The organism is Flectobacillus sp. (assembly GCF_049240685.1).
Lineage (GTDB): Bacteria > Bacteroidota > Bacteroidia > Cytophagales > Spirosomataceae > Flectobacillus.
This window is the reverse complement of record NZ_JBMLSD010000179.1, coordinates 1-15,672: the sequence shown is the minus strand read 5'-3', so window position 1 is coordinate 15,672 and position 15,672 is coordinate 1. Positions and strand designations below refer to the sequence as shown.

The following is a 15,672-nucleotide window of genomic DNA, read 5'->3' as shown; positions in this document are numbered from 1 at the left end:
CTCTTTTAGCTATTATTATGCAACCTCAGATTATCTTTTTTGATAAAATTACAGCGCAAGATACTATTGATAAAGATGCTTGTACGTATGTGTTGGTGGCCAAGAAAGTATCTTAAATGTTAAATTCCCCAAAGGAAAATATTCTTTGGGGAATTTTTGTAAGCGAATATATTACCGTACTTTAAATTTAGTTCCTCTCGTAGAGGCTTTTCTTTCTTTCCGTTGCAGTTCTGCCATGTTTGCCAATATTGGTTTCATTCTGACTGAATTAGGGAATTTACTAGTAAACCCACAACCAATATTGCCAATTGTAGATGATTGTGGAGTTGTATTGGTGACAATATTTCCGTTTCCTCCAAATCCTAATGAGATTGGTGACGTAGTCTGGAAATAGCATTTATTCAAATTAATTTTACAGTTAGATAAATCTGAATAGATGAATAAGTGATAGGCATCAATATAGTTTTTTGAAACAAAATTAGAGTTTTCTATAGTGATGTTATTGTTCCCATTTCCAACTCTTATATCATGAGAGTTAGGGGTATTGAATTCAACATTACTAAATGTAAGGTTAGTTATATCTAATGTATATGCCGAAGCCCAAAAAATATTACGGAATGTAAGATTTGAAAACGTACTGGCAAAAGAAGAACTAACGCCATATAATCCATATTGGCAATTATCAAATAAAATATGATGTAGAGAAACTGCTTGCGTCGGAGTTGTTGTCCAGTCTAAATAATAGAAATCCAAGCAAGTAACTGCATCCTTGATAAAAGCATAAGATATCTCCATATTACCACCGCCATATTCAATTCCGCTCCAGTCGTAGTAAGTAGGGTTGGCACTAGCCGATTTCATTACAATGATGTTGGAGGCATCACCATTCATTACTAATTTTCCATAAACTTGAATAGAAACATCTGATTTTGTAACATTTACAACTGTACCAGGTTTGATAGTTAATGTATATCCTTTAGGAATAACAATAGTACCATTAAGATTGACAACGTCACTCCAGATTTCATCTTTAGACAATAGATGACCAGAAATATCGCCACTGACAGCTCCATCATAAGCTACCTTCACAGGAATAACGACAGTTTTCAAGGGGTTTCCATTTACTTTGGGTGTAAATGTGATATTGGCAGTGTAATTACCTTCGATTAATTTTTTAGTATCAACCGTGAGCTTTAAAGAATCTCCTGTGACTAAACTACCTGTAGTTTTATCTATGGTAAGCCATGAGTTATCACTACTTACATCATACGTAAGATTTTCGATTCCCACTTTGTTAAATTTGAGGTATTTCGTTGTCGATTTTGAAATAGTACCAAAGTCTACCAGTTGAGTTTGTGTCGAAATGGTAGTTTGTTTAAAGTTTCCTTTTACAATCACTTGTATAGGTGTTGATGGACTACCATTAATGGTTGGCGTGATTGTTAGCGTAGCTACATTTTCTCCTTCTACAATATCAGAATTAATGGTTATGACACCAAATGTAACGATGTCTGATTGATTGATTGTGATGGAACCACTATTTTTTGATAATACTAACCATGATTTATTTGAGGAAATAGAATAGGATATTGTCCCATCTCCGACTTGACTTAATGTTAAGCTAGAAGCAGATGTACTTGTAATCGTTCCTAAATCGACAAGTGTACTAGAAAGTGAAATGGTAGGAGGTTCGATATCTTTACGACAACTTACAATTATTAGAAATAGAAAGGGGAACAGTAATAGTCTAAGTGTATTCATTTAAGTTATGTTATAGTTTATAATATATCTAGTGTTAAAGGTAGAAAAATATCATTACTAGAGCAAATAGGTTTACTTTTGAAAGATTTAAGATGGCTTTTGAATTAATGAATCGTTCTGTACATTTACTCTAATATCTACTTTAATTATTTTTTTAATATTTAATAGCTAATGAAAAACTACTATTATACCTTAATTGCTTTTTGTTTATTTTCTTGTAACGGTATAGAGGAAGATACTTTGCTGAGTAATAGTTCTTCAGCAAAGCAATCGGCAGAAACTACGAAAATAACGAATAGAGAACTACTAGCACCAATTGACTATATAGCTTATTACCCTTTTAATGGTGATACAAAAGATGCTACAGGCAAAAATACAACTGTTTATTATGCTGGATTAAATCTAGTACCTGATAAAAATGGGAAATTAAATAGGGCATACTACTTTAATGGAACGTCCTATATAATAGTTCCTAAGCCAGCAATACAGAATGAATATACAATTTCATTCTGGGCATTACTAACAAAAGAACCGACAAGTGGTACTATTCAAACTGCCGTATCTATTGGGTCTTCGGGAGGAGATCAGTTAGTTAACACTGCCAATAACTACTATGGCGTTTCGGGATGGGCTTTTACAAGTTATAATGATGATGGCACTAACCTTTCTAATAATTTAACGTCTTTAGTTATAAACTCGTGGGTTTATTTAGTCATTACGCGAGATTCTTATTATTTAAAAGCATACTTAAATGGTAGGGTTATTTCAGGAGTTAATACAAATGGCAAAAATGCTGGTTATGGATATGGGGAGCCTTTTTTTTACATTGGGAATCGACATTCAGGTCAAGGATTTGTTGGAGTTATAGATGAAGTAAAAATATTTGATAGAGCACTAAATCCAAGCGAGATTATGGGGCTATATTTGAAACCTTAAAATTGGATAAAAAATAGAAGGATAAATATTATCCTTCTATTTTTGTTTTCGAGTGTACATTTTTAATAGCCGATAGATAATGAACCTTTGCTTTGCATATCCTAATAAGTTTCGATTTAGTGAAACTTTTATCCATGACCAAATAGAACAGCTGCAACCTAAAATCACGATTTATGAAGGTTGGTATCCCTCTCTTGATAAAAACGATGTATCCTTTCTTCCTTTCCCTTTCAATATTCTTTATGTACGAGGAGGTTTGAGGAATGTGCTACCTAGTTTGTATCATAAAATTTATACGTTTTTCTTAGCTAGATATTTAACCAAAAACAACATAGATGTTGTCTTGGCTCAATATGGACCTATGGGCGCAACAATCAACGATGCTTGTGTAAAGGCTAATGTTGGATTAGTGGTTCACTTTCATGGATTTGATGCAAACGACAAAGCTACATTAGACAAGTATTTGCCTGCCTATCAGCAGATGTTCAAGACGGTGAAAGGTATAATTGCAGTGTCGAGAGATATGAGAAATAAGTTAATCGAGTTTGGAGCAGATCCTGATAAGGTAATATTCAATTCTTGTTTTGTCAATACGAGTTTGTTTACCTTGGGTACGCCTGAAAACAACGAAAAGATATTCATGGCAGTGGGTAGATTTACGGCTAAAAAATCACCTTTTTCAACTATAAAGGCCTTTCATAAGGTGTTGCAAACAGTACCAGATGCCAAACTAAAAATGATAGGAGAGGGGGAGCTTTGGGATGAGGCAAAAGCTTTAATAAAAGAGTTGGGAATAGAATCTCAGGTTGAATTACTAGGTGTAAAAAGACCCACAGAGATTATAGATTTGCTGAAAACAGCCAGAGTTTTTGTACAACACTCGATGTTTGCGCCAAATGGCGATTCAGAAGGCACACCTGTATCAATTCTGGAAGCTTCGGCCGTTGGATTACCAATTGTAAGTACCTATCATGCAGGTATCAAAGACGCTGTAGTTCATGAAAAAACTGGGTTTTTAGTGAATGAGGGTGATTGGGAACAAATGGCAAATTACATGACTCAGCTAATTAATAATCCAGAACTTTGTGGAGAAATGGGACGAAGCGCTCGCCAACACATGGAGGATTACTACGAAATGTCGAAAAGAGTTGATACGCTGAGAGAGATATTGGAAAAATGATATTTCTACGAAGGTTTAGAAAGTAGCATTTTATGATTAGATTGTCTATTTTTGTAGGCTTTATGTGGGTATGTAGCCGCCATGAGAAATCATCTGGCGGCTATTTTCAAAATATACACAATAGATTCACATATTTTCTGAGCGATAGAGCTCGCAATCCATTTCCGTTTACTCCAATAAATTTATGATTAGCAAATTGTTAAAACCGTTTGGCTATAAAATTGCCAAAGTGCAAAAAGAAGAGGATTTTATCAATGATCCTACGTTCTTAAAAATCTTGAAGGCTTGCCAGCCTTACACCATGACTAGCATCGAACGTATGTATGCTTTGTATAACGCTGTTACTTATATAGTCAAAAATAATATTGCTGGTAGCTTTGTGGAATGTGGTGTTTGGAGAGGAGGTAGCTCGATGATGATTGCGCTAACACTAAAGGAATTGGGCGTGAGCAACCGTGCAATTTATTTGTATGATACCTATGAAGGTATGTCTGAGCCAACAGCCGACGATGTGGATTTTCGTGGTGGACAGGCCAAGGAATTGATGGAGCAAAATGTGGAGAATAAACAAAATTCGGTATGGTGCTTGGCCGACCTAAATGATGTTCAAAACAATATGCGTTCGACAGGATATCCTCAAGATTTGGTACATTTTGTAAAAGGAAAAGTGGAGGATACTATCCCTGCCACGATGCCTGAAGCACCCATTGCTTTATTGCGTTTGGATACCGACTGGTACGAGTCTACTGCTCATGAGTTGAAATATTTGTATCCTTTATTAATTCAAAAAGGAGTATTGGTAATTGATGATTATGGTCACTGGGAGGGATGTAAACGTGCAGTGGATGAATATTTTAATGGTTCATTGTTGTTAAATCGCATAGATTATACAGGACGTATAGCAATTAAAAGCTAGTAGTGAGAAGAGTAAAATAAGGAAATTTGAATTCCAATTTGGTCGTTTTGTAAAGAAGTTTAAGAGTGGTAATAAGTGATAAATGTATTAAAAATAAGCATTTTAATCACTAAATAACCAACTCGCTAAATCACTCAATAAATTATGGGCATTATTATTCGTCAAGGATTAAAAAGTTCAATCGTGACCTATGTAGGAACGGCTGTGGGGGTATTGAACGTCCTTGTTATTTACAATAAATTTTTGACGCAAGAACAATTTGGTCTGTATGCTTCGGCTATGGTCAGCTTTACAACAGTTTTTGCCTCATTTGCCCAAATTGGGGTGCCACATATTGCTACCCGCTATTTCAATCGTTTTGCAGATGACGAAAAACGCCATAATGGCTTTTTAGGCTTTTTATTGATAACTCCATTGGTTGGCTTAGGCATCTTCGCAATTTTGTATCTTTCTTTACAGTCGGTCTTCAACGGAATTTACGAAAGCAAGTCGCCACTACTGAGTCAGTATTACTATTATATGTTACCACTGACTTTTTGTATTGCTTATATTTCGGTATTGGAAGCCTATGCAAAGGTACATTTGCGTATAGTAGTACCAGCTATTATTCGGGAGCTGGGACTGCGTTTGTCGAACGGTTTTTTGGTTATACTTTTTGGTTTAGGATATATTTCTTTCGAACAATTAATTGGTATTACAGTAGTCACCTACATACTTGGTATTATTGCTTTGTTTGCTTATATCAAAATACTAGGAAAGTTGTATTTGAGTATTGATTGGAACATTTATAAGAGTCCTTTATTCAAGGAAATGTACCAATATGGTTTGTGGGTATTATTGGCAGGAGCAAGTTTTACCTTGATTCAACACGTCGAGAAAATCATGTTACCAGCTTACGATGGAGGGTTAAATACAACCGCAATTTTTGATATTGCTTCCAGAATAGCCCTTGTGATTGCTATCCCACGCAATGCCATTGCTTCTATTAGTTTACCTTTGTTGGCGGAGTCTTGGCAAAAAAATGATATGGCACATATCGAAGAAATTTACCGAAAATCATCTCTTGTCTTGTTTATCGTAGGAGGTTTTTTGTTTCTTGGAATTTGGTGTAATGTAGACGAAATTTTCCAACTTTTACCCAAAGCAGATATCTATTCACAAGGTCGATGGGTGGTGTTTTTCTTTGGTATGAGCAAGGTGATAGATATGGCTACAGGCTTGAATTCGGAGATATTAATTAACTCCAAATACTATCGTTACGATTTGGCCTTTTATGTGTTGTTGGCTGTGTTGATTATCGTAACAAATTTGATTTTAATCCCTATTTACAGCTTCAATGGCGCAGCCTTGGCGGCACTTACTTCGGTAGTGGTGTACAATGCCACTAAATATTTCTTTATTCTTTTTAAACTAAAACTTCAACCATTTACATTGGCAACTGTAAAAGTTTTAGGCTTGTTTATATTGACCTATTTTTTGGCAACGCTTATTCCGCAAATCGGCGTAGGTTTTACAGGAATACTATTAACAGTAATAGCTCGTTCAGCCTTGATTTGTGCCGTGTTTGGAGGTGGGGTATTATATTTCAAAGTATCCGAAGATGCTAACAAAACCGTGATGGGTATTTTACGTAAACTAAAATTGATCAAATAGCTAAAGCTAACAATATGAAGATATTATTCACATTTGGTGGATTGCCCCATTATTATAATTTGGTACTCAATCGCCTCAATCAGGTAGAAGGGCAAGAGATTGTAGTAATTGCTCCTAAAAGCCAAGGGAAAAGTGTGGGCGCTGGGGTGCATCAAACCTTAGATGGTGTTGAGTTTAAGGTACATTTTTTGGAAGAATACAAAACTGCTTGGGGAAAACCGTTTTTTAAGAATTTTCTGGAAACGATTGAGGCCGAAAAGCCCGATGTAATTGTTACTATTTGGCCTTATATTTTGACCTTTGTTTATAATCCTTTATTGCTTTGGAAAATCCGTAGCATGGGTATCAAATTGATATTGAAAGAGATTCCTTTTAATATCCCAAAATTTCAAGAAGCGCTCGATTACTATGCCAAAGGTGGTGCTGTAACAGAAACCCTGAAAACAGAATTGAAACCTTCGAGTTTGGCATTCAAACTGAAGTATAGCCTACTCAAATATACCTACAAAAGAGCTTTTAACATGGTAGATGCTCACGTGGATTATACCGAGGAAGCTATTGAGGTTTTTGGAAGTTATGGCGTGCCTAAGGAGAAGATTTTTGTAATTTATAATTCACCAGATACGGATATTATTTTCAACGAAAGAGCGAAAATAGAGGGCTTAAATACGGTTTTGCCCGATAACCCTTTACGTTTGTTGCATGTAGGTCGTTTGGTGAAATGGAAGCGTGTAGACTTGTTGATGGAGGTGTTTGCCAAATTGCTCAAAAAGTTTCCTATTGCCAAATTAGCCATTGTAGGTACTGGCCCAGAGCTTGATAATCTCAAGCAACAAGCCAAAGATTTAGGGATAGAAGAAAGTGTCGAATTTGTTGGAGCAGTATACGAAATGACACAGTTGGGGCAATATTTCAATGCTTCATTGGTGTATGTATTGGCAGGAATGGGTGGCTTGTCTATCAATGATGCCATGTGTTTTGACAAACCCATTATTTGCTCAGTGGCGGATGGTACCGAGAAAAAGCTCGTTCGTGATGGATATAATGGCTATATTTTCAAAAATGGAGATGCTGAGGATTTGTACCAAAAACTTGAAAGTATGATGAGTAATCCTGAAAAAACCAAGGAAATGGGACTCCGTTCTGGCGATATCATCAAAAATGAGGTGAATATCCACGTAGTGATTAAAAACTATTGTGAGGCGTTTAAATACGTTATGAAATAGTAAGTTTTGATTTGAAAAAGAGGCTTTTATAACTCCAAAATCACGCATTCCAAGCTATGTTATTTGCTCTAAAATATTTCTTAAAATACCCTTTCCACCACATTCGCACCCCCGAAGCGCGCGAATTGTTGGGCTTAATGGCCAAATTTGGTACGGTGCCTCGTTATCAACCACGAACAGTTTCGTTTCAGGGTGTTACGTTTTTAGTGCCAGATTGTATGTCATTTTTGTTTCAGCATGAGGAGATTTTTGTGGGACAAAGTTATAGGTTCCAAAGTAGCACCGATAGTCCTGTTATTTTGGATTGTGGAGCTAATATTGGTACAAGTTGTTTGTTCTTTAAAAAACTGTACCCAAAAGCTACAATTACAGCTTTTGAGGCCGACCCTCAAATTGCTAAAATCTTGAAAAATAACCTGAATTCTAATGGTATTCAGGGGGTCGATATTGTCGATAAAGCTGTGTGGGTGCATGACCAAGGAATCGAGTTTGTGACCGAAGGTTCAGACGGTGCATCGATTTATGGCGAAGGTGAAAAACAAGGTATTGAATCGGTTCGTTTGAAGGATTATTTACAAAAATACACAAGTATTCAAATGCTAAAAATGGATATTGAAGGTGCCGAAGTAGAGGTTTTTCAAGATTGTGCTGATAGTATAGGGCATATCGACCATATTTTTATTGAGTATCATTCTTTTCCAAATCGCCCGCAAGACTTGGATGTATTGCTTGCTATTTTGACAAAAAATGGTTTCAGATACTTCATCCGTGATGCGCAAGATAGGCCAGTGCCTTTTATTAACCATGCCTACAAGGCCAATCCTTCGATGGATTTGCAGTTGAATATTTTTGCAGTGAAAAAATAATTGGTTTTGGGTAAAACAATGCCAAACAGAGATAGAGATGTTTTTTAATCTATGTTAAAAATATCCCTATTTCTGTTTTTTTATTTGTATTTTTCTACACCCTTTCAAGGAAGTAATCTCCTCTTCATTTACATTTGTAATACAAAGAATTTTAAACACCTGAACGCTGAGCCTTCTATTTAACCTAATCCCAAACCTCTATGTTAGCACAAAATGATTTTCTGGCACAAGCCAAAATAGGTAATAATCAGCCTTGGAGATATGTCGTAGGTATGATTTTAATACTGTTGGCGCTAGGGATATTTAGTATTCCGCAAGTGTTGGTTACTGATATAAAAAGTGGAAGACCAACTGTGGCTTCGCATTGGTATTTATTAGTAGCAATAGGCAGTTTTGCTGGTGGAATTTTGATGTTATGGGTTTGGTTGAAAAATAGCCATCATCGAGCATTTCAAACCCTGATTACTCCACAAAGCTCTGTCAATTGGAAACGTGTTGTTAGTTCAGCTGTAGTATGGTTGGTGTGTACTGTAATCGTAGAATTTGGTATGTATATGGTTTTTCCTGAGATGTACTGCTTTTCGTGGAATCCTCAACAATGGTTACCTGCATTTATCATCGGTTTCTTGTTTTTGCCCATTCAAACTAGTTGTGAAGAACTCATATTTAGAGGTTATTTATTTCAGGCAATCGGTTCGAGAAATGTGGTAGCGGGGCTTGTGATTAGCTCTGTCTTTTTCGGATTAATGCACAGTGCTAATCCCGAAACGGCTAAAGTAGGTTTTGGTTTGGCTATGACATATTACATCGGTGTAGGCTTATTTTTTGCCTTATTGACCTATTTTGATGGAAAGTTGGAACTAGCTTTAGGTATACATGCTTCTAATAATATCTATGCTTTCTTATTTGTGACTTATCCCGATAGTGCCTTGCCTTCTCCGTCTGTTGTAACTATGACCGAGTTGAATTTCCCACTTATGATTGTTGGCTGGCTATTGGCAGTGATATTATACGTAGTGGCTGTCAAATGGGTGTTTAGGTGGATATAAAATCTAAGTTTGGATTTTGAGATAACGTGAAACAAATCAATGTTTCTGAAATAAAAAACACATTTTGCCTATGCCTACGGCTTATAGCCAATTGCATAACAATCTAAAACAGTTTAAGCATTTTAAAGTAAAAAAACAACTATGCAACTTTCTGAAATTTGGATTTATCCTATCAAATCTCTAGGTGGATTTAGTGTACAACAAACAGAAGTAACTACTCGCGGGCTAAAGTATGACCGTCGATGGATGCTTATTGATGCTGATAATGTGTTTGTTACACAACGACAAATAGGGGATTTGGCGTTGTTCAAAACGACTATAGAGGAAAGTACCCTTCATATTACACATAGCCCTACCGGAAAAACACTTTTGGTGAAAATAGGAGAGTATCTGCCAGAAGCTACTACCGTAGAGGTTTGGGATGATGAAATGGAGGCTAATGAAGTATCACAAGAGGCTAGTTTATGGTTTACTGAATTACTTGGGAAACCTGTGAGATTGGTCTATATGCCTGACGAAAGTTTGCGCCATGTTGATCCCCAGTATGCCCAAACGCCTGAAGATATAACCTCTTTTTCGGATGGGTATCCTATTTTGGTAATAGGTCAATCGTCCTTAGATGATTTGAATAATCGTTTAGAAAAACAAATTCCGATTAATCGTTTTCGTCCAAATTTTGTCTTTACTGGAGGGAGTGCTTTTGAGGAGGAGTCATGGTTTGAGTTTTCGATAGGTAAAACATCTTTTAAAGGGGTAAAACCATGTTCGAGATGTATTGTTACCACCTTGAATCATGAAACAGGACAAAAGACTGGCAAAGAGCCATTACATACACTTTCGACTTACAGGAAAGCAGGAAATAAAATCTTATTTGGACAAAACGTACTGATTGTACAAACAGGAATGGTGAGTGTAGGTGAAGAAATAACAGTACAAACAACACGCCAATTGGCAAAGTTTTCGATAAGTTAAAAGCTATACAAAGCAATTTCGCGCTTAGATTGTGGCGGTAGCATTTGAATATGATACTAAAGCGCTTTTTAGAAATAATAAACCTCTTGAGCTTAGATGTAGTAGCTGGTGCCATGATTTGTCATACGGCCTTTTTGAAGCTTCCAGACGGGCGATTTAACCATGCCACTACTAGTGTATGGTTGTTGGGGATTGCTGTATTTATTATTTATACACTAGATCGGCAGTTAGATAATTTGAAGCCTGAACCAATAGCAACTCCAAGGCATCGTTTTCATAAACGATATGCAAAAGTTTTGAAGCTATCTGTAGCCTTGGCTATGCTTTTAGGCATATATCTGTTGGGGCATATTACTTATATGACTTTAATGGTTGGGTTTGGGATTGCTTTTATTACCTCTATTTATTTGGTTGTTGTGAGTAAACTTTCATCGGATAGTATTTTTCAAGCATACAAAGAACCCGTAACGGCATTTGTATATGCTTCGGGTGTATGCGGAACTGCCATTGTTCAGCATACAAGAATATTCAGTTGGATAGATTGGTCACTAGCAGGCGTGTTTTTTCTTATTGCTTTTCAAAATCTTCTTTTGTTTTCCGCTTTTGAACAAAAGGAATACCCTCAGGTTCATTCACTTGGCTCGATGTGGGGAGTTAAGACTTGTCAAAAAGTTTTATACTTACTTTTCATAATCAACACCGTCGTGATTTTTAGTACGCTTGTGCACAGTACGCATGTATATTCGATGGGACTAGGACTTACAGAGGTACTAATGAGTGCAACACTTGTATTAATAACCTATTTCGAATCTATTTTTATAAAAAAAGATCGTTATCGATGGGTAGGCGACGGCATATTTATTTTTCCTTTATTACTTTTTTTTCTGATTAGATGAGCGAGCAAAATACCCCTCCATCTGTAAAATTGTCTCCTTATGAGGCGTTGAAATATCCACAATTTGTGGCTTATATGTTTGCCAATAGTTTTATTACAATGGCCTTATTGATACAAGAAGTACTGCTTGGGTACGAAATGTACAAGGTCACACACGACCCAATGGCGCTAGGACTCATTGGTTTGGCGGAGGCACTTCCTTATATCTCATTGGCATTATTTGGAGGACATTTGGCTGACCTCTATAACAAGAAAACCATTTTGATGCTAAGTTTAAGTGTCATTATTTTAAGTTCGGTAATTTTGGTTTGGGCAACGCATTCAACCACCCAGTTGCCACAGCACAATTTATTGCCCATTATCTACGGCGTAATATTTTTGATTGGTTTGGCCAAAGGTTTTTATTCGCCAGCCTCTTCGTCTTTAAATCCTTTTTTGATTCCAAAAGAAGTATTTGCAAATGCAACTACTTGGGCTAGCTCATTTTGGCAAGCAGGAGCTATCCTTGGGCCAGGTTTAGCAGGTTTTATGTATGCTTATTGGGGTTTGACAAACTCACTTTGGTTTGTGGTAGCCTTGTTGTGTACAGTTATGCTTTTGATAAGCACCATTACAGCACCCCCAATTCCTGAAAAAGTAGAGGATAAAGTTAATATTTTTCAAAGCCTAAAAGAGGGGATTGCTTTTGTTTTTAAAACAAAAATTATCCTTTATTCTATCTCGCTCGATTTGTTTTCGGTACTTTTTGGTGGAGTAATTGCGCTGTTACCTATCTATGCTGAAGATATCCTTAAAGTTGGAGCTGAAGGATTAGGAATTTTGCGTGCAGCACCTTCAATTGGTGCTATTTTAACCATGTTTATGATGGTATACTTTCCACCTCTCAAGCATGCTTGGCGTAATCTACTGCTGGCTGTAGGTGGTTTTGGTTTGGCAACACTTGTATTTGCGGTATCCACCAATTTATGGATTTCTGTTGTAGCATTATTTCTGACAGGAGCTTTTGATAGCGTTAGTGTCATTGTACGTCAAACCGTATTGAGATACTGGACACCAGACGAGATGCGCGGGCGTGTTTCGGCAGTGAATGGAATTTTTGTAAGTTCTTCTAACGAAATTGGAGCGTTTGAGTCGGGATTATTGGCCAAAATGATGGGGACAGTTCCGTCGGTAATTTTTGGTGGAGCTATGACAATGGTAATTGTTTCGATTGTATGGTTACGGTCAAAAGAATTGTTTAAAATGAAAGTGACAGATTAGTTTTTATAAAATATAATACCAAATCAAAGCCGTTGTACCTCAAAGGTGTAACGGCTTTGATACATCTCAGGATTTAGTATCGACTTTTGGCACGCTATTTGTTTTTTGATTTCATAATTTTCTGATGTCATTAAAAACAAAAATACTCAGAGTTTCGCCCAAAAAGTAGTTTCAGTATTTAACCAACTTCTTGTAGATGCCCCTTTTGTCTACAGAAATCAAACAAGGCTAAGCGGATTTCATAAAGCATTTTACTCTGTAAATTGAATGTACATAATGCACTAAATATGAAAATCAAGGAGTTATGTTTCTAAACTTGTTTCAAGGATCATCCCTTAATCATTCAATAAACTTACTTTGTAATACGATTTAGCCTACAACCCAATCATGAACAAATCATTACATATTTTACTGAGTATGGTATTACTCATTACTATTACTGCCAACATAGCTTGGGGACAAGCCAAGTTTAAAGCAGCTAATAGAGAGTATGAACAGCTTAGTTACGTATCGGCCATTCGATTGTATGAGGATGTGTTGTCTGATGCCAAATTAGATGCGACCGTTCGAAAGGAGGCTCTAAAGAAACTTGCCTATTGTTATCGTCGTATTCAGGATTCCAAAAATGCTGAAAAAGCCTACAGTGATTTGATAAAGAGTTTTCCAGATGTAGAAGCTGAGAATTACCTTTATTATGCACAAGCACTTGCCTCAAACGGTAAATACAGAGAATCTCAAAAGTACTATTCCATTTATGGAGAAAAACAAACAGCGGATGTTCGTAGTAAGAAATTCGTCGTTTCTTACATGGAAATGGGACGTTTTTATCGAGATTCCTCTTCTTATCAGGTAGACTATCTGCCCATCAATTCAAATCAAGCGGATTTTAGTCCTATGTTTTATAAAGGTGGTTTGATTTTTTGTTCGGCCAGAGATGAGTCGGGGGCTATCAAACGCGTGTATGGATGGAATCAGACTCCTTTTTTAGATTTATATTTTGTGCCTGATACCGCTCAGCTAAAATCGGGTATAGTTCAAAAAGCCGCAGCCTTGGGGGGGATGATTGCTAGTAATTCCAATACGACTATCAAATCTGGCGAAGGTACCAACAAGGTGGAGGAGTTTAGCCGTGTAATCAATACCAAATATCATGAAGGCCCTGCCGTGTTTTTTAAAGGTGAACAAAAGGCGATTTTTACTAGAAATAATTTTAACAAAGGTAAAGTTCGTGAATCAAAAGATGGCACCAATAAACTAAAACTATATGTTGCTGATTTGGTCAAAGATAATTGGAGTAATATCAAAGAATTACCATTCAATTCGGATGAGTATTCGTGCGGTCATCCAGCTTTGACACCCGATAATACTAAACTATATTTTGTGTCGGATATGCCAGGCGGATATGGAGGGACTGATATTTATGTAGTCGAATACAATGATGGTAATTGGGGAACTCCTGTCAATATGGGTAAAGAAATTAACTCGGAAGGAAATGAAATGTTTCCATACGTAGACCCTAACGGCAATCTCTATTTTGCATCTGATGGGCATGAGGGCTTGGGAGGATTAGATATGTTTTTTGCCGAAATAAAAGACGGAGTAGCCTATCGTGGTGTCAATAACTTGGGAGCTCCACTCAACTCTCCTCAAGACGACTTCGGAATTATTACGGATGCAACACGTACCTCGGGCTTCTTTTCTTCAAATCGCAAATCGGGCTTGAGTGATGATAATATTTATAGTTTCAAGCGTGTTTGTCGTCCACTTACGCTTATCGTATATGACGCAGCTTCGAAGCAACCCCTAGAAAATGTAGATGTCAGAATTACCGTTAATGCAGAAAGTCGCGAGTTGAGAGTAACGGGTGTGGATGGTTCTACTAGTATTTGTATGGAAGCGAATGCCGAGTATGAATTTAAAGCAATCAAGGAAGGTTATCTGATGAATTCGGTGGCGTACTCGACAAAAAGCAATACCGCTCAAAAAACAACTTTGGAATTGTATCTTGAAAAGGCTCCTTTGGCAGTCTTGAAAGGTGTTGTAAAATCTGAAGTAAACGATCAGCCGATGGCTGGGGTTCAAGTAACTTTAGAGAACGAGAAAGATAAATCCAAACAAACCGTTGTGACCGGACCAGATGGGGGATATGAGTTTCAAGTAAAACCAGGTGACGACCACAAGCTGATTGCGGAAAAGGATAAGTATGCCACCAATACCGAAAAAATTAGTAAAGTGAAGTCTAGCGGTGAAGTCGTTGAGAATATCCAAGGAATGTATGGTGAAGGAGATATTTTCAAACTCAAAAATATTTACTATGATTATGGTAAGTTCTTTATACGTCCTGATGCGGCCAGAGAGTTGGAAAAAACGCTTTTACCTTTATTAAAGAAATACCCAGCAATGACCATCGAAATTCGCTCACACACGGATGCTCGTTCGAGTGATAATTTCAACATGCAGCTTTCTGCCAACCGTGCCCGTGCTGTAGTCGATTATCTAACGATGAGAGGTATAGACCCAGCCAGATTAGTATCGAATGGTTATGGCGAAACCGAATTGGTAAATGAGTGTGTGGATGGTATAATTTGTGACGAAAAACAACATCAAGAAAATCGTAGGACAGAGTTTAGAATTATATCTGTGAAATAAACAATCGTAATAGAAAGAATTTAGGTGTGTTTTTTTTAGGTTAGAAAAATCAAAAGCCCTTCGATTGAAGGGCTTTTATTTTTATCAAGGTTATAACTAAAATCAGATGTAAGTTAGTGGGCAAAATAAAGTTTAAGATTGTGCTTAGGCTTTCAGGTATCGGCTTTCGGCGGTGGGCTTTGGGAAAAGCATGTCCGTGGTCGTTAAAAACATTTTAACACTCTTTGCCTTGTGCCTGTTGCCTTGTCCCTAAAACACAAAACTTAAATATAATTCTGCACGAATACTTAAGTGTCAAGTTATGAAAAT

12 protein-coding genes are annotated in these 15,672 nt (G+C 36.8%); 11 read left to right on the top strand and 1 reads right to left on the bottom strand.

The window, feature by feature from the left end:
• Positions 1–171 precede the first annotated feature (171 nt).
• Positions 172–1,761 carry a BACON domain-containing protein gene (locus ACOVQ4_RS08350; protein WP_421820195.1) on the bottom strand — a complete coding sequence of 530 codons (1,590 nt, stop codon included), beginning with the start codon at positions 1,759–1,761 and terminating at the stop codon, positions 172–174.
• 171 nt (positions 1,762–1,932) lie between these two features.
• Between ACOVQ4_RS08350 and ACOVQ4_RS08345 the strand changes: the two genes are divergently transcribed.
• From ACOVQ4_RS08345 to ACOVQ4_RS08295, 11 genes are all read left to right on the top strand, one after another.
• Positions 1,933–2,697, top strand: a complete 765-nt coding sequence (locus tag ACOVQ4_RS08345; protein WP_421820194.1) for a LamG domain-containing protein — start codon at positions 1,933–1,935, stop codon at positions 2,695–2,697.
• Positions 2,698–2,776: 79 nt separating this feature from the next.
• Positions 2,777–3,877 (top strand): glycosyltransferase, encoded by a 1,101-nt coding sequence (locus ACOVQ4_RS08340; protein WP_421820193.1) that lies wholly within the window; start codon positions 2,777–2,779, stop codon positions 3,875–3,877.
• Between the two features lie 184 nt (positions 3,878–4,061).
• Positions 4,062–4,793 carry a TylF/MycF/NovP-related O-methyltransferase gene (locus ACOVQ4_RS08335; RefSeq protein ID WP_283372861.1) on the top strand — a complete coding sequence of 244 codons (732 nt, stop codon included), beginning with the start codon at positions 4,062–4,064 and terminating at the stop codon, positions 4,791–4,793.
• Positions 4,794–4,937: 144 nt separating this feature from the next.
• Complete coding sequence (locus ACOVQ4_RS08330) at positions 4,938–6,446, top strand: lipopolysaccharide biosynthesis protein (protein ID WP_421820192.1); 1,509 nt, start codon at positions 4,938–4,940, stop codon at positions 6,444–6,446.
• A gap of 14 nt (positions 6,447–6,460) precedes the next feature.
• On the top strand, positions 6,461–7,672 hold the full coding sequence (locus ACOVQ4_RS08325; protein WP_421820191.1) for a glycosyltransferase family 4 protein: 1,212 nt from the start codon (positions 6,461–6,463) through the stop codon (positions 7,670–7,672).
• 56 nt (positions 7,673–7,728) lie between these two features.
• On the top strand, positions 7,729–8,538 hold the full coding sequence (locus ACOVQ4_RS08320) for an FkbM family methyltransferase (protein ID WP_421820190.1): 810 nt from the start codon (positions 7,729–7,731) through the stop codon (positions 8,536–8,538).
• A 200-nt stretch (positions 8,539–8,738) separates the two neighbouring features.
• Positions 8,739–9,587, top strand: a complete 849-nt coding sequence (locus ACOVQ4_RS08315; RefSeq protein WP_421820189.1) for a CPBP family intramembrane glutamic endopeptidase — start codon at positions 8,739–8,741, stop codon at positions 9,585–9,587.
• A gap of 141 nt (positions 9,588–9,728) precedes the next feature.
• On the top strand, positions 9,729–10,559 hold the full coding sequence (locus ACOVQ4_RS08310; protein ID WP_421820188.1) for an MOSC domain-containing protein: 831 nt from the start codon (positions 9,729–9,731) through the stop codon (positions 10,557–10,559).
• 86 nt (positions 10,560–10,645) lie between these two features.
• The gene (locus ACOVQ4_RS08305; protein WP_421820187.1) at positions 10,646–11,455 is read left to right on the top strand and encodes a hypothetical protein; all 810 of its coding nucleotides are present in this window, start codon (positions 10,646–10,648) and stop codon (positions 11,453–11,455) included.
• Positions 11,452–12,714 carry an MFS transporter gene (locus ACOVQ4_RS08300; RefSeq protein ID WP_421820186.1) on the top strand — a complete coding sequence of 421 codons (1,263 nt, stop codon included), beginning with the start codon at positions 11,452–11,454 and terminating at the stop codon, positions 12,712–12,714. The genes ACOVQ4_RS08305 and ACOVQ4_RS08300 overlap by 4 nt, the downstream gene beginning before the upstream one ends.
• Positions 12,715–13,101: 387 nt before the next feature.
• Positions 13,102–15,363 carry an OmpA family protein gene (locus ACOVQ4_RS08295; protein ID WP_421820185.1) on the top strand — a complete coding sequence of 754 codons (2,262 nt, stop codon included), beginning with the start codon at positions 13,102–13,104 and terminating at the stop codon, positions 15,361–15,363.
• Positions 15,364–15,672: the final 309 nt, after the last annotated feature.

Excerpts from the sequence above, each read along its gene's own strand:
- ACOVQ4_RS08350 (WP_421820195.1), bottom strand. The coding sequence starts at position 1,761 with ATGAATACACTTAGACTATTACTGTTCCCCTTTCTATTTCTAATAATT.
- ACOVQ4_RS08345 (WP_421820194.1), top strand. The coding sequence starts at position 1,933 with ATGAAAAACTACTATTATACCTTAATTGCTTTTTGTTTATTTTCTTGT.
- ACOVQ4_RS08340 (WP_421820193.1), top strand. The coding sequence starts at position 2,777 with ATGAACCTTTGCTTTGCATATCCTAATAAGTTTCGATTTAGTGAAACT.
- ACOVQ4_RS08335 (WP_283372861.1), top strand. The coding sequence starts at position 4,062 with ATGATTAGCAAATTGTTAAAACCGTTTGGCTATAAAATTGCCAAAGTG.
- ACOVQ4_RS08330 (WP_421820192.1), top strand. The coding sequence starts at position 4,938 with ATGGGCATTATTATTCGTCAAGGATTAAAAAGTTCAATCGTGACCTAT.
- ACOVQ4_RS08325 (WP_421820191.1), top strand. The coding sequence starts at position 6,461 with ATGAAGATATTATTCACATTTGGTGGATTGCCCCATTATTATAATTTG.
- ACOVQ4_RS08320 (WP_421820190.1), top strand. The coding sequence starts at position 7,729 with ATGTTATTTGCTCTAAAATATTTCTTAAAATACCCTTTCCACCACATT.
- ACOVQ4_RS08315 (WP_421820189.1), top strand. The coding sequence starts at position 8,739 with ATGTTAGCACAAAATGATTTTCTGGCACAAGCCAAAATAGGTAATAAT.
- ACOVQ4_RS08310 (WP_421820188.1), top strand. The coding sequence starts at position 9,729 with ATGCAACTTTCTGAAATTTGGATTTATCCTATCAAATCTCTAGGTGGA.
- ACOVQ4_RS08300 (WP_421820186.1), top strand. The coding sequence starts at position 11,452 with ATGAGCGAGCAAAATACCCCTCCATCTGTAAAATTGTCTCCTTATGAG.
- ACOVQ4_RS08295 (WP_421820185.1), top strand. The coding sequence starts at position 13,102 with ATGAACAAATCATTACATATTTTACTGAGTATGGTATTACTCATTACT.